This is a genomic window from Lysinibacillus sp. NPDC097279 (assembly GCF_044761745.1).
GTDB lineage: Bacteria > Bacillota > Bacilli > Bacillales_A > Planococcaceae > Lysinibacillus.
This window is the reverse complement of sequence record NZ_JBIWDA010000001.1, coordinates 385825-410964: the sequence shown is the minus strand read 5'-3', so window position 1 is coordinate 410964 and position 25140 is coordinate 385825. Positions and strand designations below refer to the sequence as shown.

The window sequence follows — 25140 nt, the reverse complement described above, 5'->3', positions numbered from 1 at the left end:
TTAGAAAATATTATTGTGCATACGGTGAAACCATTTTTTTGAACTGCGTGAAGGACGTTTGTTGATCACTATATAAACGTTTAATTTGGTAAACATCATCATATGGATTGTTGTAGCCAGGCTTCGTTGAAAAAGCCATCGCAAATCCAGCTTCCTTTACCGCGTAAATTGTATTGGTAGTATATTGACCAAATGGATAAGCAAATGCTTTTGCTTCTGGAATAATCGTTAAACTGCGCTTTAAATCTTGTACAACTTCATGATAAGGAATTAGCAACATTTTCCCTTTATTCCCGATCATATCATGTAAATTGTACGTATGAGACTCATATGTAAAGACATCTTGCATGAGCTCCATATCTTTTCTTGAAAGTGCTTGTAAATCATTGTAATTAAATAGTTGCTCTGCTGGAGAATATTCATTACGATACGTAATTAAAAATTGTGTTGCTTGAAAACCGTATTTTTTTAATATCGGATAAGCATATTCTCTTGTAGATAATAAACCATCATCAAATGTTAGAACAATCGAATATGCGGGTAATGTAATTTCATTACGCATAAAACGTAGTAAATCGTCTGCACTAACCGTTTCAAATTTTTTATCTTTCAAATATTTCATTTCATTAGCGAATTGTGTATCTGTCATTGTAGTACTTACATTTTTAAAGCGTCCAAGCTCATGCTCCTTTAATAAATGGTGGTACATCATAACTGGAACACCGCGATCTAAAGCAACCTTAGAACTGTGAATATAGCCTTCGCGTCCACCAATTGTCGTCACATACCAATTGGCTTCTTTTCGTAAAATAGGATAACGACGATTCATATCGAGCTTTGCAAATGGCACTAGTTTGTTTGCTGATCGATCATAAATTTCGCTATTCCCTGATATTGGAATGAAATATTGATTTTTTACGGCATTGTCTTTACCAATATTTTTATAAGTAGGCGTGTTCACAAACTTTACTTTCGTTTTTTCAGCATAAACAAATGTTTTGCCCCAACGAACTTGAACATAAGTTTCATCACCAACACCTGCCACTTCCAATTGCTGACCTTTGTTAAGTGTTGCAATAGACATCGGTTGTTCTCTACGAAGATCATAAAGTACTGTATTTTCTAATGCTTCAATATAGCCATTTTGCTTACTTGGCGGAGTGGGTGTTGGCGTTGGCTTTTCAATCGGCTTTGTTGAAGGATTCGTTGTTTCTTGCCCTTTTTCTTCATTCACGAAATTACTATGTACATAACCAAGTCGTCCGTTCACAGCAATTCCATACCAACTGCCCATTCTACTATAAATGGGAAAACGAACACCTTCTGATAATGTTGCGAATTGAACCAATTTATTGCCTGTATTATCATAAATAGGGGTTACCTTCGTTGCTACAATATAATCTTTTATCTTCGCAACTGAAGGAACGGTATTTTTATATGTTGTGGATGGTACAACGGTTGTATACCGTTTATCGACATAGCCGTAACTACCACCCCAACGAATTTGCCACCAATTTGCCCCATAATCTTTTGTCACTTCAAAAGTTTGTCCTCCTGATAACGTTCCTACTTGTTCAAGTGCTCCTGAACGATTATCAAAGACAGTTGCTTCCTCATTCACTTGAATAACAATATTACTGGCATGTACCTTTTGTGCAAATGGTAATAACAGCATGAATAGAAGCAATAACACGATGCGTTTCACTTTCTTCACCTCATAAAACTTATTTCGATTTTTAGTTATCCATAAAATCATATGGAGAAATGCCATCCATTCCAATCATTGGATGTATATATGGTAATGTCTCTACTGTTAGCTGTAGAACAGTCACAGGCTCCTCTTGTCGTTCTTCTCCAATTGTCTCCTCTGACATCTCCTTCACTTCATTGACCTCATCTGGAGATGCATCCATTGGATTAAGTCGTGCTCGCAAAGACGTGAACCGTTGTAAATCATCTGTACGCTGTAAGCCATTAGCTAGCACATCAGGCTCACCGCATAAAATTAAGAAATTTTTTGCCCGCGTAATTCCAGTATATAACAAATTACGACGTAGCATTTTAGAATAGCCACGAACAACAGGCATAATCACCGTTTGAAATTCAGAGCCCTGCGATTTATGAATCGAACAACAATACGCTAGGGTTAATTGATTAAGATCGCTCCGTTGGTACGTTACCTCAATACCATCAAATGACACGACAAGCAAATCCTGCTTTTCAATCGTTTCTTTAGCTTTAATAATACTAATGACTTCCCCCATATCGCCGTTAAAGACATTGCTTTCTGGCTGGTTGACAAGCTGTAGCACCTTGTCCTTAATTCGATACGTTACATCACCAAAGATAAGCTCTTTTCTTGTGCCTGTATCATTCGGATTGACAAGGTCTTGAATCATTTTATTTAAATTATCGATGCCTGCTGGCCCTTTATACATCGGTGCTAAAACTTGTATATTACGTATTTCTTGCCCTTTTGCTACAGCACTTTTTACAACTTGCGTTACGACATTTGCTACTTGATCTGGTGAAGCTTTAATAAATGAACGATCAGACGTTTTCATCGTCAAATCATTTGGTATTGTCCCCCGCTTAATTTGATGGGCAAGCTCTATAATTGTCGAACCTTCCGCCTGTCGATAAACATCCGTCAGTTCAACTGTTGGAATTTGTTGTGAGGCAAGTAAATCTTTGAGTACTTGTCCAGGGCCTACTGGTGGTAACTGATCCTGGTCACCTACAAAAACAACTTGAACATCTTCATGTAGTGATTTTAATAACTGATGGGCAAGCCATGTATCAACCATTGACATTTCATCGACGATAATAAGTTTCCCTGTAACCTCTCGCTCGGTTTCTTCTTCCTTCTCCTGACCTGTAAAACCTAGCAAGCGGTGGATTGTCATAGCAGGTAGCTCTGTGGACTCTGCTAAACGTTTAGCAGCTCTTCCTGTTGGTGCACATAAAATAATAGGAAACGGCTCTTCTTTTTGCGCATACTCCTTAGGGTTTAATGAAAGACCGTGAAGCTTTGCATAGACTTCCACAATGCCTCTAACAACAGTCGTTTTTCCTGTACCAGGGCCACCCGTCAAAATCATCACAGCTGAATTAAGAGACTGTTCTATCGCAAAAGCTTGAGTTTCTGCATACGTAACATTTAAAAACGCTTCCGTATCCCCAATCGCCTTGCGAATTTCATCTTTACTAAAATGCTTAGCCTGACTATTTCGTTCAGTTAACGCAATAATTTTTGACGCAATGCCAATTTCCGAAAAATATAAGGAAGGCAAATAAAGTCTTGTTTCTTCTCCATATATTTTATTTTCCTCACGCATATCAATACAAGCTTTAGAAATTGCTTCATACGGAATTTCTTGACGTTGGCTTTGCTCAAGCATATCTTTCACTTGCGGTAAGACATGCTCAGCATCTAAATATACATGGCCATCCGATAAAGCAGCTGTATTTAGAGTATGTAAAATCGCAGCCTTAATACGGTCAGGGTGATTACCAGTAATTCCTAATTTCGCACCAAGCTCATCTGCACGGAAAAAACCAACTCCGTCCACATCTTCAATGAGACGATAAGGATTTTCAGTCAAAAAATCAATCGTTTCTGTACGGTATGTTTGATAAATTTTCATTCCGAGCTGTGGACCAAATCCCCATTCATTCAATTGAATCATAACACGCTCTAATCCTAGATTTTGCTCAATCGTGCGATGAATGACTTCTTTTTTTTCAGCCGATAATCGAGGTACAACATCGAGCACATTTGGATCTTCTAATATACGACGGATTGTATTGGCACCAAGCTTTTCAACAATTGTTTCAGCAGTTTTCTTCCCTATCCCAACGAATAAGTCACTTGATAAGTAATGAACAATTCCTTGCTCAGTTGCGGGCACTTCTTTTGTAAACGTCTCAACTTGAAATTGTACACCATATTTTGGATGTTGTCTCATAATTCCTGTAAAACGATATTGTTCGTCCATTTGCAATTGCGGGAAATAACCAACAACAATAATTTCCTTATCATCATATTGCAAATTTGTTTCTTGAATTTTCACACGTACAATAGAATACATATTTTGAGGATTATGAAAAATAGACACAATAGGACGGCCGAGAATAAATAGCTTATTCAACTCAAATAAATCTAGATTTTCTGTCATTTTCGATTCGTCCCCTTCTCGTTTATTTCAATCTTATTATTTTACCACAGCACGTTAAGAAATATCGTTTTCACAAGAAAAACGTAAAAATTTTTAACATTATTTTGACAAATGAAGAATTACAGCTAATTTATTTCTAACCATGCTATGATAGATACTATGAACTTGTTGTTGGAAGGATTGTGAAGCTATTGGAATTTAGACCTTGCATCGATTTACACGATGGCAAAGTAAAACAAATTGTCGGAAGTACATTAGGACATACAGATCAAGAAGTTATCGAAAATTTCATTTCAGATTTTGACTCTAGCTATTATGCTAACATGTTTGCAAAAGATCAATTAGTTGGTGGTCATGTCATCATGCTTGGCAATGGCAATGAACAAGCCGCAATCGCAGCATTAGCAGCATTTCCAGGAGGCCTACAAGTCGGGGGCGGTATTACTTCAGAAAACGCAAAAAAATACATAGATGCAGGTGCCTCTCATGTTATCGTGACATCCTATATCTTTCATGATGGAAAACTTGACATTAATCGTTTAGAGCAACTAGTTAATACCATTGGGAAAAAGCATCTCGTAATTGACCTTAGCTGTAGAATGCGCGATAACAAATGGTTTGTTGTAACTGATAAATGGACGAAGTTTAGTGACTTCGAAGTGAATGCAAAGACCATTGCCTATATCGAAGGATTTTGTGATGAATTACTGATTCACGCCGTCGATGTTGAAGGAAAAAAAGGTGGTATGCAAGAAAACCTTGTACGAGATTTGGCTGCATGGACATCTATTCCAACAACCTATGCTGGCGGAGTTCGTTCTTTAGAGGACTTAGAAAAATTTAAAGCAATTTCTAATGATAAGCTTCATGTCACAATTGGTAGCTCCCTTTCTATTTTCGGTGGAGATTTACCGTATACTAAGGTTGTAAATTATTGTAAAAAAGGCGGGGTACTGTGAAATTAATTTATAAAGACTTTGTTTTTCCATTTGAAAAGACAAATTTAGAACGCATTATTGATAGAAAATATTTCAAGGTGAATACGTTGGATGAATCTTTATCATTACAAATTCAACTTGATAACGAACAAATGTTACTTGAGTTTTCTAAATCATTAAAAGCAACTTGTGGCTTCCTTCGCGATCAAGAAACCGAGCCATATATCGGCACTTATATTGACTTACAGCTTTTCGTTGATGAGTTCAATAAACGTTACAATTTAGATGCAAAAATACTTGTTTAAAATAATATAAACGTAGATAAAAAATACTTCGAGAGAAACAACTTTCGAGGTATTTTTTCTTTTTCAAAGCAGAAAACATTTCTTGTTAAAGGAATTCCGACATGCTTTTTGCTAGAGCACAAATTTTTATTTATCCTTTCTTTTTGTTAAGCTTGAAAGTAGGCATACTAATATTGTTGCTCTATCATTACTAGATCGATTTTTTCGGAAGAAAGGATTTATTATAATATGAAAAACGAACTCGAAGCTATCACTTATAAAACACTTCAAACAGAGCTTACACGCTTTTTCCTTGCATACAAATTTGCATTAAATGAAGTTGAAACGAAAATCAATATTTTACAAGAAGAATTTAAGCTCATTCATGATTATAATCCAATTGAACATGTCTCGACTCGCGTGAAATCACCAAAAAGCATTTTATTAAAGATGCAGAAAAAAGAGCTACCGCCTGCTATCGAAAGTATTCGCGATAATATTCGTGATATCGCAGGCCTCCGCATTACGTGCTCTTTTGTTGAAGATATATACAAAGTAAGTGCGATGCTTCAAGCACAAAATGATATTGAAGTCGTCGATGTAAAAGACTATATTGCGTATCCAAAAGAAAACGGCTACCAAAGCCTACATCTTATTATTAAAATTCCAATCTTTATGTCCGATCGTATGGAAAAAGTTTATACTGAAATTCAAATTCGTACGATTGCAATGGATTTTTGGGCAAGTCTCGAACATAAAATTTATTATAAGTATAATAAAGAAGTGCCTGCCCATATTCGCATGGAATTAAAAGAGGCGGCATTACAAGCTGCAGAATTAGATCGTAAAATGGAGCGGCTCAATAAAGAAATCAATATTTTAAAGGAAAATGAGGCAGAATCCTCACTTTTAGATACCACACCTGTTGCGCATTTAGCACAATACTTATCACAGCTCACATTTGACAGGAAAGACAGTAAATAATTGATCGAATAGCAAAATTAATTGTAATAAAATTTCAAGATGCCACCAGTGATGAAAACGAAGGCGATGACTCATGCGGAAGCGCACTTGCGTTAGCGAGGATTGTTGCTGACAGTGTGCCCGCGGAAGTCAACGCTATAGCAAAAAAGTGTTAGATTGATGGTAATCAATCTAACACTTTTTCTCTTTGGTTCAAGCTACTTTAGTTAAACCGTTGAGCAATCATATCGTAAATATAGCGCGCTTGGTCATATTCTGGTTGGAGTGTAAATGCCTGCTTCAAATGATACATAGCATCTTCTGTTTGTTCTGTAGATACTGCATATAGAACACCTAAATTATAATGCGCATCTGCATTATTCCAATCCAGCTCGATTAAATAATCTAATTCCTTCTTACCTTCTTCGAACATTTCTAATGCACATAGCACGATCGCATATGCAAGGCGAATTTGCGTATCTTCAGGTGCAATCTCTGCCGCACGTTGTAAATACGGCAATGCAAGCTTTGGATTTTCCATTCTTTCAAAACATTTGCCCATCATATAATAAACATCTGCACCTGCTATTTTATGCTGTACCGCTAGCTCATAAAGTTTTACCGCTTCAGGATAGCGTTCCGCATTATAATATAAATTAGCTAAGCCATAATATGCTGTAGCTGCCGTTTCATCAACAGTGATTGCCTTTTGAAAAAAGCGTTCAGCTCGCTCTGTATCTTCTAGTACGGCTAATAAATTCCCAAAGTTTACATAGCCAATTGCATTGTCAGGTTCTGCTTCTATAGCTTTCGTAAATAGTTGTGCAGCATCCTCATAACGCTTTTCTTGGAACGCTTGTATGCCCTGCTCGTTCAAATCCAAATTATTTCACCTCTATGTAGCGAAAAGACTGCAAATCCTATCGCTTATTCATTTACACTAAGTGACTCCATTAACTTAATGCATCTCCTTATTTCCTAAGAACATTAACAGAGCTCAGTATATTTGCAGTCTTTCCACAAGTTATCCAACATATGTTAGTTTTTCATTACTTTTAAACACTTCATCAATTGTACCGCCACCTAAGCACACTTCGCCGTCATATAAAACAACAGCCTGTCCTGGTGTAATGGCGCGTACTGGTTCAGCAAACACAATATGTGCACGACCATCTTCTAAAATTTCTACCTCAACAGGCGTGTCTGTTTGTCGGTAGCGGAATTTCGCAGTGCAAGAAAATTTCCCGGGCAATTTTTTTGTCGAAGTATAGCCCATTTTTACAGCTGTAAGGGAAGTTGAGTATAAAGCTTCGTGGTCGAACCCTTGGCCAACAAGTAGCACATTACGTGCTAAATCTTTACCAAGTACAAACCAAGGCTCACCGTCTCCGCCTATACCAAGACCATGACGTTGACCTAATGTATAGTACATTAAACCATCATGTTGTCCCATCACTACGCCGTCCATTGTTTCCATATTGCCTGGTTGAGCAGGTAAATATTGACTTAAAAACTCTTTAAAATTTCGTTCCCCAATAAAGCAAATGCCAGTAGAATCTTTTTTCTTTGCTGTAGCAAGACCTGCTTCTTCTGCAATTTTGCGCACTTCTTTTTTCTCAATATCTCCTATTGGGAACATTACATGTGCTAGTTGCTCTTGCGATAATTGGTTAAGGAAATATGTTTGATCCTTATTATCATCAACACCACGAAGCATCCGTACTTCGCCATCACCATTACGATCAATTCGTGCATAATGTCCTGTTGCCAAGTAGTCTGCCCCAAGATTCATAGCATGTTCTAGGAATGCTTTAAATTTTATTTCTTTATTGCACATTACATCGGGGTTAGGTGTACGTCCCGCTTTATATTCTTCTAAAAAGTATGTGAAAACTTTATCCCAATATTGCTTTTCAAAATTTACTGCATAATAGGGAATGCCAATTTGATTACATACTTTAATTACATCTTCATAATCTTCTGTTGCTGTACAAACGCCATTTTCGTCTGTATCATCCCAGTTTTTCATAAAAATACCAATCACTTCATACCCTTGTTGCTTTAACATATATGCAGCAACTGAAGAGTCAACCCCACCTGACATGCCGACGACGACACGAATTTCCGATGGGTCACGTGTTTCGATCATTGTGGTCACCTTTTCTTTTTAATCAATTCATATAAACCGAACTCTAATGCTATGCAAACTTACATCGCATTTTATCATTCGGTTTAAATTGATAGTAATTAACAAATTATTTTGCTAGCTTCTTTACAATTGCTGCTGTTTTTTCTGCCGCTTGGCGGACAACCTCTTCTGTTAGATCTTGGCCAAAGCTAAAGCGAATAGAGTTGCGTAACTCCTCTGCCCCTTTGCCGTACATAGCAACTAACACATGTGAAGGATCAATCGTACCAGCTGTGCATGCAGAACCGCTCGATGCACAAATACCAGCCATATCTAGATTCACTAAAAATGACTCTACCTCCATATTGGCAAAGCTGACATTTAAGACGTGCGGCAGGACATTTTGAGTATCGCCATTGACATGAAATACTAGCTTTTCATGTGTAAAAACTTCAAGCATAATTTGTTTAAAGCGATTGTACAGTGTTCGCTTACTTTCGCGCAACTGACTTGCATTTTCTGCGGCCGTAGCAAAGCCAATAACAGCAGGAATATTTTCGGTACCAGCACGACGTTTTTTCTCCTGCGAACCACCTAACGCATAGCTTGTAAGTGGTGTACCAGTTTTCTGATAAAGGAAGCCAATCCCTTTTGGTCCATTAATCTTATGCGCAGATACGCTTAATAAATCAACTTGCAAAGCTGCTACATCAATTTTCTCTAAGCCATACGCCTGAACAGCATCTGTATGAAACGTCGCTTTATGCTCACGCAACAACTCACCTATTTCAGCAATTGGCTGAATTGAACCAACTTCGTTATTACCATACATAATTGTTACTAGGATAGTATCATCACGTAATGCCTCTCGTACCGCTTCGACAGTTATGCGTCCATGCGCATCAACTGGTAAATACGTCACTTCAAAGCCATCTCGTTCCAGCTTCTCACAAGTATGTAACACCGCATGATGTTCGATTTGAGTTGTAATAACGTGCTTACCTTCAGCAGCACGGGCAGTAACCGTTCCAATGATTGCCAGATTATCAGCTTCCGTACCACCACTAGTTAAAATAATTTCCCCTGGCTTTGCACCTATAGATTGTGCAAGTACATCACGTGCATTATCTAAATGTTTGCGCGCCTCTCGTCCTACTCCGTGAATACTTGATGCATTTCCAAATACATCTCGCATCGCTAAAGTCATGGCGTCTATTACCTTGTCGTTCATCGGGGATGTCGCCGCATGATCAAGATAGATATATGAATTCATGTTGAAAACTCCTTTATACAAAAACACTAAAGCACAGTTCACCTAAATGGCTTTAGCACTGCATGTTACACGGTAAATTTATGTAGTGTGCATGCCGCGTCTCTAAACCTTTGGAGGTGCTTTAGCCTAAAAATATTAAATATAGAACATATAGCCGTCTGTTGCATTTTCCTCTGTATACTGTGCTAAATCTTCAATTGTCGTTGTATCTAATACATTTTTTACAGCATCACGGATTCGTAGCCATAGCTCACGTTGCGGTGCTTCCTCATTTTCGATACCTTCAACAGGCTGAATCGGTCCTTCTAATACACTAATTACATTTGCTGCTGAGATCTCACTTGGTGGATTTGCAAGCATGTAACCACCATAAGCTCCGCGCACACTTTTTACCAAGCCTGAATTGCGCAATGGCGATACAAGTTGCTCTAAATAAGCTTCAGAAAGCTCCTTTTCAGCAGCAATTTTGCGTAATGGAATTGGCCCTTCACCATAATGCTTTGCCAATTCAATCATAATCGTGAGACCGTAACGGCCCTTTGTAGAAATTTTCATTTTATCACCCTCAATTAGTCTAGTCAAAATACTACCAACAGTATATCATAATCTCCTCTTGAAGAACTCGGAAATACTCTTGGAAGGTTATGATATACTATCTTTTAGAACAAACGTACGAAAGGGGATATTCTTTTGCATAACGAACCACTTGCATATCGGATGCGCCCATTAACGCTCGACGAAATCATAGGTCAACAAGATTTTGTCGGTCCTGATACTGCTCTATACAAAATGATTCAAAACGGACATGTTCCTTCCATGTTATTGTACGGTGAGCCTGGCATCGGTAAAACGTCTATTGCAAATGCCATTGCTGGAAGCTCTAAACTACCCTTTTTCGCACTTAATGCGACACGGGCGGGCAAAAAAGACGTAGAAGATATTGTCCAAGAAGCGCGAATTTCTGGAAAAGTTATACTATTTCTAGATGAGATACATCGTTTCAATAAATTACAACAGGATACATTATTACCACATGTAGAAAATGGCTCTATTGTTTTAATAGGTGCCACAACAGAAAATCCATATCATGATGTCAATCCCGCTATTCGTTCACGTTGCGGAGAAATTCATCAGTTAAAAAAATTAACTACTGCAAATTTAGTAGCACTTATTCAAAAGGCACTTACTGACGACAAACGTGGATTAGGAAAATATCATTTTGCATTGACAGATTCTCAAATTGAACAAATTGCTACAGCAGCTAATGGTGATGCACGTAAGGCACTAACATTGCTCGAATCGATTTACTATGCAAGTGATGAAGTGAATGGACAAACAATAGCTTCTGACCATATTTTAGAGCATCTTATTGGCAGAATTGGTGTATACGGGGATAAAAATGGCTCACACTTTTATAACTTGCTGTCCGCTTTACAAAAATCGGTACGTGGAAGTGATACGAATGCGGCATTGTATTATTTAGCACATTTACTTGAAACGGGAGATTTAGTTGCAGTTAGTCGTCGTTTACTCGTCATGGCCTATGAGGATATTGGTCTTGCTAACCCCCAAGTAGGAGCTCATATGCTTGCAGCTGTTCAAGCAGCAGAACGTCTAGGATTACCTGAAGCAAGGATTCCACTAGCAAGTGCTGTAATCGAAATGTGCCTTGCTTCAAAATCAAATTCGGCCATTTCTGCGATTGATGCTGCGATTGCAAGCATCCATGAAGGTAAAACGGGAGATATTCCACACCATTTACGCGATGCTCATTATGAAGGTGCCAAAGATTTAGGGCATGTTGGTTATCAATATCCGCATAACAGCCCAATTGGTACTTTTGGTGGCTGGGTAGATCAACAATATTTACCAGACGAGCTTGTTGGTACAGAATTTTATAAACCTGTTATTGCAGGTGAAGAGAAACGAATGGCAAGTATTTACGACAAGCTTAAATCCTTCCATAAGAAATAAAGTGCCAGGCACACACACAATTTACCTATTAATAAAAATCTAAGTAGACTGCGGAGAGAACGCGCAGTCCGTAAGGCGCAACCTATCGTGCGACAGCAGGGTTGCGTCTTACTTTATGCCTGTGAAAACGACGTGGAGTGACAGGCACGCAAACAATTGCTGCTATCCCCCCATTACAAAAAGAAAACCATTGTCGATATACTGCTCGACAATGGTAATAATTCATTTAATTATTTGATTCCTTCTCAACAAACCATTTAAATTGCTGTAAACATTGCTTGACGTCACCTTTTTGGGCAAGTACTTCTTCTCTCAAAGCAGCTACTTTATCATCATCTTTTATTACCTCACCATATAGGGCAATAATTGCAGCTAATAACTCCTCATTCTCTTCCTGCTCAATACTTGGTAAAGAACGGGCGGCGATTGTTAATAATCGTCCTACTTTTTCGGGCGTTTTTTGTAGCTCATTTGAAGAATAATAAGTAGATGCCGCTAAAAAATAACATAGCTTTGCACTACAATCTATAAACAGATGCCAATATGTATTGGCTTTCGGTAGTTCACCTGCTTTAGCAACTAAATATTCCTTATAAAATGTTGTAGCTTGTGTATATAAATGCGTTAAAGCTCTCATGGCTTTTGTGTAATTATTAGACGTATCTAAATAATCAAATACAGTACTATTCATTTTTTCTTGAAGTTTTACAATATCTAAATGTTCACGAATTACTTGTATTTCCATTTTCCCACTCTCCCATGTTCTCATTTGTTTTATCAAACGCCATTTCCACTTCCCCTAAGTAGATTTGAACATTCCAAACAAGCTGACCTATTAACTATATATATTGGAATTATTCAAATTATAGCAATAAACCAAAAGAAGAAGTGAGCACATGAAAAAAATAAGGCAATTCCGTGAATTATTAGCATTTTGTGTACGTAAGATTAATTATTTTGGTAAAATTAAACTCTTTGTATATAGTAATCGAACAAAAATTGTTCCTTTTCTCGATCGATTATTTCGATGATGCGACCGTCTGCATATTTTTTAATTCTTTGTTTCGGACTATAAAAATATGCATTATTTGTAATGAGCCATTGACTTAACGTTAGCTCTGTCGCTGGTTGCTGTTCAGTTAAAATTCGTTTATGCCGAAGTATATCCGCCATTTTGTAAAAACCATCAGATAATTCATAAGCAGATACATCAAAATTAAAAACAGGTGTCACAACCTGTCCTACATCAAAAATATGTATCGTCTTTCTCTCCTCATCAATCGCTAATTCCACTGTGCTAATTTCATCGAATAGATTCAATCCTCTATATTCCATTTGATAAATTTGCTCCATTATTAATGAATGCCCCCTCTTTTATAACAGCCCTATTGTATCATAGAAAAAGTGAAGGTCTGTCTCGTAAGTAACATAAGGGAGCATTTTTAGTCATTTCTCCTACTGATTTTCTTGTCATAAAAGAAAAGAATCTACATGTCGTCTCTCAAAAAAGTAAGCTAGCTCTTACCTACAGCTATTATGCGCAGGTATAAACTCACAACTTTCCCAAGGAAAACTTTGTAGATTCCTCTTTCAATTAACATTTAAGTGCTTTGAATTTCAATATGCTAAATACAAAATAATTCCTCAGCCTTGTACGCGAGTAATTTTCACATCTTCTACAATTTTATTGACTACCCAGCTTGCTGCTATTAAACCTGCAACAGAAGGGACAAATGCGTTAGAAGATGGCGGCATTTTCGCCTTGCGGATAGCGGCATCAGGTTTTCCAACATGCTCGACGACATCCGGACGTACGACAATCGGGCTTTCATCAGAGAAAACTACTGTTACCCCTTTATGAATACCATCTTTTCGTAATTTTGTACGAATAACTTTCGCTAATGGATCTGTGTGCGTTTTTGAAATATCCGCGATTTTGAAGCGTGTTGGGTCCATTTTATTGGCAGCACCCATACTTGAAATAATGGGGATGTTACGTTTTAAACATTCTTTCATAATATGAATTTTATAAATTACAGTATCGCTCGCGTCTATAACATAGTCGATGCCTTGTGCAAAAAATTCCTCATATGTTTCTTCCGTGTAAAACATATGCATATCAATTACTTCACATTCAGGATTAATATCAGCAATACGCTCTTTCATAACGCCAGATTTGGATTTTCCTACAGTTGAAAGATACGCTACTAATTGACGGTTAACATTCGTAATATCTACATTATCTTTATCAACTAAAATAATGCGACCGATACCACTACGAGCACATGCTTCTGCAGCAAATGAACCGACGCCACCGACACCTAGAATGGCTACTGTTGTATTTTTTAATTTTTCGAGTCCCTCTGTACCTATCGCGAGCTCGTTACGAGAAAATTGATGTAACATCCTTACACTCTCCATCTATCTAATTTTTATTAGTAAACCTAGTTATATACTAAGATAAAATCAAACCTATATTACATTCTATCATGATATTGTTCAAGTGGAAATTCTCAAAAAGAACAAGTGCTATTGATGTACTAAAAAATTTCGCATAGATGGCTTTTATTTACTTATTCATCATTATCCCATCGCTTAAAGTTTGCTTGAAACGATTCAACAAATGACATATCTAGTTGGATGTTCGCTTGTTTAAAGGCTCCAACAACCGCCCCACCAATAGGCTCTAAAACAGGTAATATAAACTGCATTGGCAACTGATCTGCTAACGCTAATTGTTCAAGGTGTGGAACAATAGTTGGATTATTTGAAAACACACTACCCGCTAATACTACAGAAACATTTTCTCGCCCCCATAGCATGCTCCCATAACATGTTTTTATCGCTTTATAGTATTTGACACATGCTTCTTTTAAAATGGCTTGAGCTATACTATCCCCTTTATCCGCAACTTGAAATACATATTTGCCTAGTGGTGCGATCACTGTTCTAGGATGCTGTTCCCCATAAATATGAGCGATTAATTGCGGCACACAATCAACCGCGAAATGTTGTAGCACGACATCTGTTAACGCTGTTGGCTGTGCCCGCTGATCATAGCTCTGAAAAATAGCCTTTAGCGTCTGAATTCCTAAATCATAGCCACTTCCCTCATCATCAAATAAGTACCCCCAGCCACCGACACGATTGACCGAATGTTGATAATTAAATCCCATCGTTATCGCACCCGTACCTGCAATTTGGACAATCCCTTCTTGTCCCATCGTGCCAGCATATAGCGCGATTAATGCGTCATTTTCGATAACAATGTGCGTCTTTTTATCAACATATTGACGAAGAATACGTTCTACTATATCTTCAGCTTGCCGTTCCTTCACCCCAGCCATTCCTGCAAAGCAACTATGTATTGCCGTAAAGCTTTGTGGCGTTTGCTCCTGCAATTTCTGTAATAATCCATGAATCGTTGCTTCAAAATCACATGCTTCCATTGCAGTAGGGTTACTACGTGATGTCATCACCTTACCATAAATAGTGCCATGTTCGTCACAAATAACTGCACATGTTTTTGTACCTCCACCATCTATCGCTAGCACATACATCCTATTTGCCCCTTTCTATAAAAAAAGGATTAAGCACATACAATCGTCGGCTTAATCCTCCTCTTAGTTCAATTATTTTGTAAAACCGAATGATGCCCATGGTTGAATTTGTGCTAGTAAAAAACGCTCTTCTTCCACTACCTTGGCCACTACATTTGTAGAACCAGCATTCGGCATTTCCTTTAATACTACTTGTAGCTCCCCTTTATAGCGCACATCTAAATTATTATCGATGGTAACATCACCTAACTGCAAAACATGCGTATCGTGGGCTGGGAAATCCCCATTTTTATATTTTACGCGCGATTGTGTACTACGAATAACGTAATCTGATACATCGCCACGATTAAAATGAGGTTCTTTAAATAAAATGGCTTCTTCTAAAACCGTCGTTTCAGAGGATGGTACAACTTTCAGCTCCAACTTATGGCGATTTAATTGCCCTAATGCTTTTAGTTCTTCCTCTGAGGCATACATATTGCCAATAATACAATCATCGATTAAGCCTGTATGCCATAAATCTTTCGCTTGCACTGTAATCGGTAAATCGCGATGCTCTTCTAGTGTTGGTAGGCCATGCTCGGTTTTTTCCCAAGGACCGTACAGCGCATGCTGCGAGGAAATCATCGCAGCTGTCCGTATATGGTTGGCTTTAAAGTTTTTAGATGTTGCAAGAAAATGCTGTCGTGATAGACCCGTAAATCTTCTTGGATAAAAATTATGACAGCCTATAATATGGTTACGGTTCGCTTGGTAGGATAATATATTATCCACATATTTCGTTCCATTACTAATATTTAGCTCAATTTTCAACTGACTATCATCGAAAGACATTAACGCTTCCTCTTGACCTGAAAATCCCATATCTAAGCGCAATGCAGCCAGATGGTAGTGCTCTTTAAAATAAGCAATATCTTTATACGTTAAGCCTAAATTTTCAAAAACAGCTGGTGCAATATCAGCAGAAATCTCAAAGCCTAGCTGTTTTGCAAAGTAATTGATTTGCTGCAATTTAAGCTTTTCTTCTTCATTATTTAAAGATAGCAAACATGTGAAAATACGGTCAAAACCATTATCGTGTGCTAGCTGAACATATTGTTGCATTTCTTCTAGCGTGCTGTGCTGTGGATAGAGTGAAATTCCTAATCTCCTCAAATGACAATACCTCCAATGCTATGCTATTACACTTCTACTTTTGGAATCTCTGGAGTTATTTCAGGCTGTTGTTCTTGTGCTTGCTCAGCCTTTCTTTCCTGTTGTTTAGCTATACGATTAGCCATTGCAATGAATGGAAGGTAGATACAAACAGAAATAACGATTAACGCTAAACTTAAAACAGCTCCAGTCCAAGATTGTGTCACTAAAAACCCGTTTATTACTGGTGGTGTCGTCCATGGCGCTACAACAGTTGCTGCAGGAACCCAACCCCATTTTGTTACAAAGAATGCAATCGTTACGTTAACCATTGGCGTTAAAATAAACGGAATAAATAAAATTGGATTTAAGACGATTGGTAGACCAAATAATAACGGCTCATTAATATTAAATAGCCCTGGTGCCGCGGACAATTTTCCAACGGTATTGTATTGCTTATTTTTCCTTGCAATAATGAATATCGCAATAATAAGTGCAATTGTCGTACCTGACCCACCCATATTAACGAATGCATCAAAGAATGGCTTATTCACGATATATGGTGCCACTTTGCCAGCAGAAATTGCTGCTACGTTTGCATCAATCGCGGCTGAATTAATCGTTTGCATAAATGGATCGATAATATTTGCACCATGAACGCCTAGCGTCCATAAGAATGCTGGAATAAAAGCTAAAATTATGGCAGCAACCCACGTATTTGTTAAGCCCATAAACGGCTCTTGAATGGCTGAATAGAATGAGCCGACAATATCTGGCATATCAAAGCCTGCAGAAATAATTGTACGAACTAATGCAAACACACCAATAGTAATAATAGCTGGCAGCAATGCTGCAAATGATTTCGAAACTGCTGGTGGTACCCCTTCAGGCATTTTTATCAGTAGCTTACTATTACCTGATAATCTACAAAATACTTCAGTAGATAACAAGGACACGATAATGGCGATAAATATCCCACCCGTTCCAGTTGTTAAACCTGTTAAACCACCTTCACCAAATGTACCAAATGTCAAATAACTGGAAAGACTAATGACGGCAGCGGAAAGACCATCCTTGTTATAACTTTTGGCTAAGTTATAGGCAATGGAAACCGCGAGTAACAGTGACAGAATATTGAATGTTGCACTCCAAATATTGCCGCCCCATTGCGTCCATGTTTCATGCTTCCAAATGGAGTCCAGTGCATTTTGATAAAAGTCAATTGGTAAGTTATTAATTAATACAGCTAACGAGCCGACAATTGTCAATGGCATGATTGTAATAAAACCGTCACGAATGGCAACTAAATGACGCTGACTCCCAATCCTAGCAGCTACCGGCACAAATTTTTCTTCTAAAAATCGGAACATTTTACACACTCCCTTTGCTTTTTATTGTGACATCAAATAATTGATGTTACTCCCCTTTGATTTGTTCATACAGTTCAATCATTTCTTGCGCTAAATCACGAAACGTGATGGCATTCATTAGATGATCCTGTGCATGAATTAATAGCATTGATACCTCTACTTTTTCTCCCCTTGCTTCCTGCGTTAACAATGCTGTTTGTGAATGATGAGCCTCAACTAGCGCTTCATTTGCCTGCTTTATTTTTTCCTTTGCTTCACCAATCTGCCCCTTTTTCGCTAACTGAAGTGCTTCCATGCATTCACTTTTCGTATTACCACTATGAACAATCAACCCCATTATGGACTGCATCATTGCTGTTTCTTCCATTGGCTTGCCTCCTCACCCAATTAGCTTCAATGCCTGTTGTAAGACATTTCCACCGTTCATCATGCCGTAATCAGCCATATTGATTACATCAATTGGCAAATTTAAATCTTTGAATTTTACTTCGAATGTTGATTTTAAGTAACGAACTTGCGGTCCAAGTAACAGTACATCTGCCTTCTTATTTGCTAAAACTTTATCTACCTCACTTTCAGCTATAGCAAAAATATCCGCCTCAATATTTTGTTCCTGTGCAGCCTTCTGCATCTTTGAAACTAGTAAACTCGTGCTCATTCCTGCAACACAAACTAACATAATATTTTTCATCGTCAGCACTCCCTCATTGTCTTTTTTTAATTTAGTCCCTTTTAACGAATTGACGACTCTAATGAAATCGCTTTCTTATATTGAGAATAGCACCAATTGGTATATACCACAATATACTTTTTTAGTAATTTTATACCTTTTAAAAGCTAATACATAATTGGGCTATTGCTTCGATACTTGCGAATAAATGGCTTCCCTTAACTGGTATAGTCCAGAAAAAACTTCAAAAAAATTTTCATTTTCTACTTATTTTTGCAGTAAGTTAAAAATATTCGTAAAATTTAGGTCGCTCCGTTGGAATTGCCTGTTGCCAATGACGTATTTCTTCATCATCTAGTACTTTATTCGCAATAGTCACTGCATCCTTCACACTAAGATAGCCGACCATCATCGCAGAAAATAAGTTGATTGGTAATGTTAGCATATGCTTATTAAACATGGAATTTTCCTCAATTATCGAGACATCTCCATCTTTATTTATCATGAAAATTTGTTCATTCCACGGACAAAAGTGATCCTCTAGACGAACGTACAAAGTTTGCTTTATATCCCTCCAACGGTAGCGTTGCATAAAAGCAAAAGCATCCACGATTCTTACCATGACATCTTGTATAATCTTTTTGGGGAATTGTGGATTATCGAAATTAAAACCGAAATGACTATCATTTGCCGTAATTCCTTCAATTGTGTGGATACTTGCCGCATGTGATGTAATAAAGCGCCATAGTGCTTGTTCTGCTAAATAATCCTTCACAATATAGTCATGGGTTGTAAAGATGCCATCTTGAATGGTATAGCGGATATAGCCCGTTATTTTTTGTTCCTGAAAACACGCAGCAAAATGACTTTCAGGTGACCTTCTTTCAATGCGCTTCCACCAAGCTGCATCACGTAGCATCGCTCCATTTGTAATGCTTGCTTGGACATTATGAAATTGCTGAATTGCCTCGAACAGATTACTATTCGGCCATTCAAAGCTCATACGCTTTACATCATCTAACTGTTTCCCGAAATGAGGAAAGTGTGAATGAGGTATTGCATAATGTAGTTTGTCAAAAAATAATTCCCAGCCAAAATAACGGTAAAAAGAAACGGAAAAAGGTGCAAGGACGGAAATAGTTTGCCCACGTTGTTGCATTTCCTTTAGTGAAGCCGTCATTAGCTTTTTTATAATACCTTGCTGACGGTACTCAGGATATGTAGCTACAAATCCAATACCACCCATTTCATAGTTTTCACCATGTATCGTCATATTGAGCGGAAGGATTAACAATTGCCCAACAACATTACCGCCATCATAAGCTCCTAATGTTGTACTATGCTCAATCCAATAATGAAAATCATCGCGCCTAGCACCGCTATATTTATTTGGAAAGCAATAATCCCTTAAACGATGAATTTGTTGGTAATCTTTCGCTGGAACGTTTTTAATATCCATGACGCCCTCCTTATTTTCACAATATTCAAAAATAAGAACTTAAATACCTAGATGTTCTTTTACATATACTTCAACCTCAGAAGCTGTCGATAGCATTAACAGTTGCTCAATATGTTGCACTAACTGCTTCTTTGAAAGCTTTGCAATATGTGCTCTCGTTTTAAGAATAGAAGAAGGGTTCATGGAAAATTCATCTAAGCCTAAAGCAAGTAAAATCGGTATTGCTATTTCATCTGCTGCCATTTCACCGCACATACCAACCCATTTCCCCTGTTTATGTGCTGCATCAATCACATTTTTTATAAGTCTTAATACTGCTGGGTGATATGGCTGATATAAATAAGAGACATTTTCATTCATCCGATCCGTTGCCAAAGTATATTGAATTAAATCGTTTGTACCAATCGAGAAAAAATCTACTTCTTTTGCAAATAAGTCTGCAATCATCGCCGCTGCTGGAATCTCTACCATTATACCGACTTCTATTGTTTCCGCAATTGCCACTCCGTCTGCTTGCAATTGGGCTTTTTCCTCAAACAACATTCGCTTAGCCATTCTCCATTCATCTAACGTTGCGATCATTGGAAACATTATTTTCAAGTTGCCAAAAGCACTTGCTCTTAGCAATGCACGCAATTGTGTACGGAACATTGCTTGTTGGTCTAGGCAAATACGAATCGCTCTATAGCCTAAAAAAGGATTCATCTCTGTCGGTAGCTTTAAATATGGAAGATGCTTATCCCCGCCAATATCCAATGTGCGTACAATCGTTGGCTTTTCCTGCATTTTTTCAAGAACGGTACGATACGCTTGAAACTGTTCCTCTTCACTTGGGAGCTCTTGCCGTTCCATATATAAAAACTCTGTTCGAAATAAACCGATTCCATCCCCCGCCGCCTGCATGACCTTTTCTACATCTTCGGGCTTGCCAATATTGCCCGCAAGCTCTACATTATGGCCGTCCGCACTTACGCTCGACATTGCGCGATATTGAAGGAGCTCGTGTCGTTGCTGAGTAAGCGTTTGTTGCTGTTGCTCGTAAAATGCAGACATTTCTTGTGTAGCATTAATAATGATAGTGCCATTCGTGCCATCCATAATAATTGGTGTGCCGTGTTGAATTACTTGTGTAGCCGTTTTAGTGCCAACGATTGCTGGAATATCTAGTGAGCGTGCAAGAATGGCAGAATGCGAGGTTTTCCCACCAATATCTGTTATAAATCCTTTGACATAGTTTGTATCTAGCTGTGCCGTCATCGATGGGGTTAAATCTTCTGCTACGATAATGACATCTGCTGATAAACGACTCATGTCAACTAATTCAACATCTAATAAATGGGCTAATAAGCGCTTTGTTACATCGCGAATATCCGCTGCTCGCTCTTGCATATAAACATTGTCCATTCCTTCAAACAGTCCGATGAACATATTGGAAACTTCGTGTAAGGCATACTCCGCATTACTGCCTGTTTTAATTTTCTCTTCAATGGCTGCTAACATTTCAGGGTCCTCTAGCAATAATAAATGCGCAGCAAATATTGCCGCCTTGTCTTCGCCAAATTTATTGTGAGCAAGTGTTAAAATTTCTTGTAATTCCATTTTCGTATGGGCAAGTGCTGATTTAAAGCGCTCTAGTTCTGGCTGTATATCTGTAATCGTGTACTTCTCAAATGATAAATCTGGTTCCACTAAACAAAAGGCAGTTGCAAAGGCAATGCCTTCCGATACGGCAATACCCTGAATCTCTAGCATTCTTCACCAATTCCTTTTGTAACAATCACATCTGTAACTGTTTGCATTAGCTGTTGTGCATCTGATCCTTGTGCAGAAATTGCAATAGTACTCCCCGTTACAATTCCTTGCGCCATGACCCCCATAATGGACTTTAAATTGACAGACTTATCATTGTAGGTTAACTGAACTTCACTCTCAAATGGTGTTACCGCACTGACTAATAGCGCTGTTGGTCGAGCATGTAAACCTTCTGGTGTTGTAATCTTAAATGTTTTTTTCATCGATACCCCTCCAAATTTCACTCAAAATTAATGCGCGATTGATAGTTCGCAATCATTATTTCATTATGATGCTTATTCGATTCAACATTATTGCTTTCAAAAACAGGCAGTACTTCCTGACATTCAGCCAATAACTCAATGACTTGACTGAATAACGCTTGAAGAACTGCAGAACCAATTACTGTTGATGCAGGTGCATACTGCATCTGTTGATGGTGCAAGAGCCCATCCCCTATAGGAATATGTGTGTTGATGACAACATCGACAACATCCTCTAAACGTTTTCCACTAATATGACGTGTTGGTTGTTCACAATATTCAAGTGATTGCATAGACATAACGAGGACGCCTGACTGCTTTGCAAGCATTGCCGCTTCTATCGGGGCGTTATTTCGACCAGACGTCGAAATGATGATGCAAACATCATTTTCCTGAAATTGAAATTCATCTTTATGTCGCACGATAATCGATGGGTCCTTTTCATTTTTGGATGATGTTAAAGCCCCTGCATGTAAAGTCAATGGCTCGATTGTAATTGGACGTACAGGTACAAGCCCTCCCGCACGATAAAAAGCATCTTGTGCTAATAGATGTGAGTGTCCACACCCAAACAGTTGGACAATTCCACCACTTTGAAGACGAGAAACAATCATTTGTGCAGCTTCTGCTAACAGCGTATTTTCTTGCGCTAGCACAACTTCTAAAAGCCTTTGTAGTTCATGAAAATAAGCACGCATCATATCACCTTTTAATTTCACTTATGAATTTGTATCGATCAGCACGATAAGTACTTCGCACAAGTTCGAATGGCACACCATCTGCTAAATAACTTGTTCGTTTAATAATTAACACTGGTGCAGTACTATTGATTTGCAGATATTTACTATCTTCTTTTGCTACAATGGCCGCTTCCATTTGCTGTATAGCATTGCCAATTTTCTGATGGAATTTTGCTTCTATAAGCGCATACAAGGAACCCATAATTTTCTTTTCATCTAATTCAGGATATACTTTCACTGGAATATAGGTTCTTTCAATCGCCATCGGTTTAGAATTGGCACTCCGTATCCTCGTTACGAAAAATACTTCCTCCCCACGTTCTAACATTAAATCTCCTGCAATATCTAATGGTGGTACAATTTTTTCGAAACGTAATACTTTACTACTTGGTTCCATCCCTCTTGCACGCATATCCTCTGTAAAACTTGTTAAGCCCATTAATGGCTGTTCCAACTTTGGATTGGCAACATAAGTCCCTCTACCTTTTTCACGATAAAGCAATCCACTATTCACTAAATTGGTAATCGATTGACGAACAGTCATTCTACTCACATCAAATTGAACGGACAGTTCGCGTTCAGATGGAATATTTTCACCAATTTTGTATTCCTCTAAATAAATCCGTTGCTTTAATACTTCTTCTATTTGTATATAGATTGGTATATGAGAATTTTTATCTAACAAGACTTGCACCATCCTATCGCATTTTTACTATCGTTTTCTCAAATACAATATTTCCCTGACAAATAGTTTTTTCAACATTTAAATGTGGATCCAATAAAATTACATCTGCATCAAAGCCTTCTGCAATACGTCCTTTTGTGCGCAATTGTAATTGTTTCGCAGCATTTGCTGAAGACATTGCTACAAGCTCTGACAACGAACAATTTGTGACCGCTTTCATATTTTTCACTGCTTGTTCCATCGTCAATACACTTCCAGCTAATGCTCCATTAGGTAAATGTGCTCCGCTTTCTGTGACATGGACTGTTTGACCACCTAAATCATAATCCCCATATTGTAATCCTTTAGCGCGCATTGCATCTGTAATTAAAATAATTCCTTCTGTCCCTTTTACTCGATACGCAAGTTTTACAGACATAGGATGGCAATGCACAAAGTCTGCAATAATTTCTACTTTCACTGCATCTTCAACAAGCACTCCGCCTACAACACCTGGGTCTCGATGATGGAATGGTCGCATTTGATTGTATAAATGCGTTGCCTGTCTGACGCCGAATGCTACTGCTTGCTCTACCTCTTCAAGTGTTGCATCTGAATGGCCAATTGAAACAATGACCCCTTGCTTGTAAAGCTCTTCAATAAACGGAAAGCCACCTTCAAGCTCAGGTGCAATTGTTATTTGTTTAATGCGGTTGTTACTTAATGCTTGCCAGTGTGCAAATTGTTCGATAGATGGCAATATCATATAGTCGATTGGCTGTGCTCCAGCACGCTTTTTCGATACATAAGGTCCTTCTACGTGTACACCTAATAAATTGGCCTCATTATTACCATTTTCAAATTGTGCGATTGTCTTTAATGCATTTTCAATAGCTTCTGGTGCTTGTGTCATTGTCGTTGCAAGGAAGCCTGTGACACCTTCTTTAACTAATGACGCAGCCATATCATGAAGCGCTTGTTGTGATGCATCCATTGCATCATTGCCTGCAGAACCATGAATATGCATATCAATGTAACCAGGAAACAACAACCAGTCTTTCCCCTTGCCTTCAATATATTGCTCTGCCTTATCAAATAATTCTTTACCTACTTTAATTATCTTGCCATTGTCAATCAATACGTCACCTGTAAACGGTATTTCGTTATGGTTGATGATCGTTACATTGGAAATTAATAATGTATTGCTCAATTTCACACCTCCGCTGTCTAAGTTTTTTTCGAAGCTTACTTGAAACGTAAAGACAAGCTACATGTTTTGGTATAGTTGTCTATACCAATTATAGTATGCTAATCCAAAAATAAAAAGTAAATTTTACAATTTTTCTTATTTTTCGTTTAATTTAGTAAATAACGCCCATCTGTCTTTTTATCGTGAAAAAGTAGGATAAATAACAAAAAGTGATAGATTGACTTTAATCAATCTATCACTTATTTGCTAAAAACGTTAAACAACGTCACATTAGTATCTAGTATTCTATGTATGGACGAATCCCGATTGTGCCGTAATGCCAATGAAACATTCGTTTTGAACCCGCAATTTGCAGGTGGGTGCCCGCTTTATAGCTTTAAACGTCCCTCTCGAAAATGGGGCTTGTTTGCCACTACAAAAATAGATGGCTCCCGACGATATAGTGTTCGGTCAAAACTGTTAAATAGAGCTAGCAGTTAGACAAACACATCAGGATTCGTATTACTGTTATAATAACACCATATTTCTGATAATTCAAACG

The 25140-nt window shown here is 38.0% G+C and carries 24 protein-coding genes and 1 other RNA gene; 4 read left to right on the top strand and 21 right to left on the bottom strand.

Features of this window, described 5'->3' with window-relative positions:
• Nucleotides 1–10 precede the first annotated feature (10 nt).
• A complete protein-coding gene (locus ACIQ1H_RS01905) occupies nt 11–1705 on the bottom strand; it encodes a polysaccharide deacetylase family protein (RefSeq protein WP_172772151.1) in 1695 nt (564 codons plus the stop codon).
• A 31-nt stretch (nt 1706–1736) separates the two neighbouring features.
• Nucleotides 1737–4178, bottom strand: coding sequence for an SF1B family DNA helicase RecD2 (gene recD2, locus ACIQ1H_RS01900; protein WP_402886115.1), 2442 nt, complete (start codon nt 4176–4178; stop codon nt 1737–1739).
• 191 nt (nt 4179–4369) lie between these two features.
• Here recD2 and hisA point away from each other — a divergent pair, with 191 nt between their 5' ends.
• The 3 genes from hisA (at nt 4370) to ACIQ1H_RS01885 (ending at nt 6384) form a co-directional block, all read left to right on the top strand.
• Nucleotides 4370–5137: a phosphoribosylformimino-5-aminoimidazole carboxamide ribotide isomerase gene (gene hisA / locus ACIQ1H_RS01895; protein ID WP_402886113.1), complete on the top strand. Its 768-nt coding sequence runs from the start codon at nt 4370–4372 to the stop codon at nt 5135–5137.
• The gene (locus ACIQ1H_RS01890; protein WP_402886111.1) at nt 5134–5421 is read left to right on the top strand and encodes a hypothetical protein; all 288 of its coding nucleotides are present in this window, start codon (nt 5134–5136) and stop codon (nt 5419–5421) included. The genes hisA and ACIQ1H_RS01890 overlap by 4 nt, the downstream gene beginning before the upstream one ends.
• 228 nt (nt 5422–5649) lie before the next feature.
• Nucleotides 5650–6384, top strand: a complete 735-nt coding sequence (locus ACIQ1H_RS01885) for a GTP pyrophosphokinase (protein WP_402886110.1) — start codon at nt 5650–5652, stop codon at nt 6382–6384.
• A gap of 202 nt (nt 6385–6586) precedes the next feature.
• On the opposite strand, the gene ACIQ1H_RS01880 is transcribed toward ACIQ1H_RS01885, so the two are convergent.
• The 4 genes from ACIQ1H_RS01880 to cymR all read right to left on the bottom strand — a co-directional run bounded on the left by ACIQ1H_RS01880 (nt 6587) and on the right by cymR (nt 10319).
• Nucleotides 6587–7246: a tetratricopeptide repeat protein gene (locus ACIQ1H_RS01880; RefSeq protein ID WP_402886108.1), complete on the bottom strand. Its 660-nt coding sequence runs from the start codon at nt 7244–7246 to the stop codon at nt 6587–6589.
• Between the two features lie 141 nt (nt 7247–7387).
• Nucleotides 7388–8512, bottom strand: a complete 1125-nt coding sequence (gene mnmA / locus ACIQ1H_RS01875) for a tRNA 2-thiouridine(34) synthase MnmA (protein ID WP_337980730.1) — start codon at nt 8510–8512, stop codon at nt 7388–7390.
• 106 nt (nt 8513–8618) lie between these two features.
• Nucleotides 8619–9764 (bottom strand): cysteine desulfurase family protein, encoded by a 1146-nt coding sequence (locus ACIQ1H_RS01870; protein WP_402886106.1) that lies wholly within the window; start codon nt 9762–9764, stop codon nt 8619–8621.
• Nucleotides 9765–9899: 135 nt separating this feature from the next.
• The gene (cymR, locus tag ACIQ1H_RS01865; protein WP_340823491.1) at nt 9900–10319 is read right to left on the bottom strand and encodes a cysteine metabolism transcriptional regulator CymR; all 420 of its coding nucleotides are present in this window, start codon (nt 10317–10319) and stop codon (nt 9900–9902) included.
• 135 nt (nt 10320–10454) lie between these two features.
• On the opposite strand from cymR, the gene ACIQ1H_RS01860 reads away from it, so the two are divergent.
• Nucleotides 10455–11738: a replication-associated recombination protein A gene (locus ACIQ1H_RS01860; protein ID WP_402886104.1), complete on the top strand. Its 1284-nt coding sequence runs from the start codon at nt 10455–10457 to the stop codon at nt 11736–11738.
• A 226-nt stretch (nt 11739–11964) separates the two neighbouring features.
• Here ACIQ1H_RS01860 and ACIQ1H_RS01855 read toward each other — a convergent pair whose 3' ends face one another.
• From ACIQ1H_RS01855 to ssrS, 15 genes are all read right to left on the bottom strand, one after another.
• Nucleotides 11965–12483, bottom strand: coding sequence for a hypothetical protein (locus ACIQ1H_RS01855; protein WP_402886102.1), 519 nt, complete (start codon nt 12481–12483; stop codon nt 11965–11967).
• 221 nt (nt 12484–12704) lie between these two features.
• On the bottom strand, nt 12705–13091 hold the full coding sequence (locus ACIQ1H_RS01850) for a hypothetical protein (protein ID WP_337980727.1): 387 nt from the start codon (nt 13089–13091) through the stop codon (nt 12705–12707).
• A gap of 291 nt (nt 13092–13382) precedes the next feature.
• A complete protein-coding gene (locus ACIQ1H_RS01845; protein ID WP_172772163.1) occupies nt 13383–14144 on the bottom strand; it encodes a tRNA threonylcarbamoyladenosine dehydratase in 762 nt (253 codons plus the stop codon).
• 167 nt (nt 14145–14311) lie between these two features.
• Complete coding sequence (locus ACIQ1H_RS01840; RefSeq protein ID WP_402886099.1) at nt 14312–15298, bottom strand: N-acetylglucosamine kinase; 987 nt, start codon at nt 15296–15298, stop codon at nt 14312–14314.
• Between the two features lie 72 nt (nt 15299–15370).
• A complete protein-coding gene (locus ACIQ1H_RS01835; protein ID WP_402886097.1) occupies nt 15371–16453 on the bottom strand; it encodes a DUF871 domain-containing protein in 1083 nt (360 codons plus the stop codon).
• Between the two features lie 26 nt (nt 16454–16479).
• Nucleotides 16480–17802, bottom strand: a complete 1323-nt coding sequence (locus tag ACIQ1H_RS01830; protein WP_172772166.1) for a PTS sugar transporter subunit IIC — start codon at nt 17800–17802, stop codon at nt 16480–16482.
• Nucleotides 17803–17848: 46 nt separating this feature from the next.
• Nucleotides 17849–18169 (bottom strand): PTS sugar transporter subunit IIA, encoded by a 321-nt coding sequence (locus ACIQ1H_RS01825; RefSeq protein WP_402886095.1) that lies wholly within the window; start codon nt 18167–18169, stop codon nt 17849–17851.
• A gap of 12 nt (nt 18170–18181) precedes the next feature.
• The gene (locus tag ACIQ1H_RS01820; protein ID WP_340823478.1) at nt 18182–18493 is read right to left on the bottom strand and encodes a PTS sugar transporter subunit IIB; all 312 of its coding nucleotides are present in this window, start codon (nt 18491–18493) and stop codon (nt 18182–18184) included.
• 262 nt (nt 18494–18755) lie between these two features.
• Entirely contained in the window at nt 18756–19931 is a 1176-nt protein-coding gene (locus ACIQ1H_RS01815; protein ID WP_402886093.1) for a GNAT family N-acetyltransferase, read from the bottom strand.
• Nucleotides 19932–19970: 39 nt separating this feature from the next.
• Complete coding sequence (gene ptsP / locus ACIQ1H_RS01810; protein ID WP_402886091.1) at nt 19971–21683, bottom strand: phosphoenolpyruvate--protein phosphotransferase; 1713 nt, start codon at nt 21681–21683, stop codon at nt 19971–19973.
• A complete protein-coding gene (locus tag ACIQ1H_RS01805; protein ID WP_402886089.1) occupies nt 21677–21946 on the bottom strand; it encodes an HPr family phosphocarrier protein in 270 nt (89 codons plus the stop codon). Before ACIQ1H_RS01805 ends, ptsP begins: the two co-directional genes overlap by 7 nt.
• A 17-nt stretch (nt 21947–21963) precedes the next feature.
• The gene (locus ACIQ1H_RS01800; RefSeq protein WP_483869767.1) at nt 21964–22683 is read right to left on the bottom strand and encodes a sugar isomerase domain-containing protein; all 720 of its coding nucleotides are present in this window, start codon (nt 22681–22683) and stop codon (nt 21964–21966) included.
• 4 nt (nt 22684–22687) lie between these two features.
• Nucleotides 22688–23410: a GntR family transcriptional regulator gene (locus ACIQ1H_RS01795; protein ID WP_402886085.1), complete on the bottom strand. Its 723-nt coding sequence runs from the start codon at nt 23408–23410 to the stop codon at nt 22688–22690.
• A gap of 13 nt (nt 23411–23423) precedes the next feature.
• Entirely contained in the window at nt 23424–24599 is a 1176-nt protein-coding gene (nagA, locus tag ACIQ1H_RS01790) for an N-acetylglucosamine-6-phosphate deacetylase (RefSeq protein WP_402886084.1), read from the bottom strand.
• 295 nt (nt 24600–24894) lie between these two features.
• Nucleotides 24895–25098: non-coding RNA, 6S RNA (gene ssrS / locus ACIQ1H_RS01785), on the bottom strand.
• Nucleotides 25099–25140 lie beyond the last annotated feature (42 nt).

What these genes read in the sequence shown, in the direction of transcription:
- ACIQ1H_RS01805 (WP_402886089.1), bottom strand. Translation starts at nt 21,946, where the DNA reads ATGAAAAAAACATTTAAGATTACAACACCAGAAGGTTTACATGCTCGA.
- ACIQ1H_RS01800 (WP_483869767.1), bottom strand. Translation starts at nt 22,683, where the DNA reads ATGCGTGCTTATTTTCATGAACTACAAAGGCTTTTAGAAGTTGTGCTA.
- ACIQ1H_RS01855 (WP_402886102.1), bottom strand. Translation starts at nt 12,483, where the DNA reads ATGGAAATACAAGTAATTCGTGAACATTTAGATATTGTAAAACTTCAA.
- ACIQ1H_RS01850 (WP_337980727.1), bottom strand. Translation starts at nt 13,091, where the DNA reads ATGGAGCAAATTTATCAAATGGAATATAGAGGATTGAATCTATTCGAT.
- ACIQ1H_RS01815 (WP_402886093.1), bottom strand. Translation starts at nt 19,931, where the DNA reads ATGGATATTAAAAACGTTCCAGCGAAAGATTACCAACAAATTCATCGT.
- ptsP (WP_402886091.1), bottom strand. Translation starts at nt 21,683, where the DNA reads ATGCTAGAGATTCAGGGTATTGCCGTATCGGAAGGCATTGCCTTTGCA.
- cymR (WP_340823491.1), bottom strand. Translation starts at nt 10,319, where the DNA reads ATGAAAATTTCTACAAAGGGCCGTTACGGTCTCACGATTATGATTGAA.
- ACIQ1H_RS01840 (WP_402886099.1), bottom strand. Translation starts at nt 15,298, where the DNA reads ATGTATGTGCTAGCGATAGATGGTGGAGGTACAAAAACATGTGCAGTT.
- recD2 (WP_402886115.1), bottom strand. Translation starts at nt 4,178, where the DNA reads ATGACAGAAAATCTAGATTTATTTGAGTTGAATAAGCTATTTATTCTC.
- ACIQ1H_RS01830 (WP_172772166.1), bottom strand. Translation starts at nt 17,802, where the DNA reads ATGTTCCGATTTTTAGAAGAAAAATTTGTGCCGGTAGCTGCTAGGATT.
- ACIQ1H_RS01885 (WP_402886110.1), top strand. Translation starts at nt 5,650, where the DNA reads ATGAAAAACGAACTCGAAGCTATCACTTATAAAACACTTCAAACAGAG.
- mnmA (WP_337980730.1), bottom strand. Translation starts at nt 8,512, where the DNA reads ATGATCGAAACACGTGACCCATCGGAAATTCGTGTCGTCGTCGGCATG.
- ACIQ1H_RS01825 (WP_402886095.1), bottom strand. Translation starts at nt 18,169, where the DNA reads ATGGAAGAAACAGCAATGATGCAGTCCATAATGGGGTTGATTGTTCAT.
- ACIQ1H_RS01820 (WP_340823478.1), bottom strand. Translation starts at nt 18,493, where the DNA reads ATGAAAAATATTATGTTAGTTTGTGTTGCAGGAATGAGCACGAGTTTA.
- ACIQ1H_RS01845 (WP_172772163.1), bottom strand. Translation starts at nt 14,144, where the DNA reads ATGTTACATCAATTTTCTCGTAACGAGCTCGCGATAGGTACAGAGGGA.
- ACIQ1H_RS01870 (WP_402886106.1), bottom strand. Translation starts at nt 9,764, where the DNA reads ATGAATTCATATATCTATCTTGATCATGCGGCGACATCCCCGATGAAC.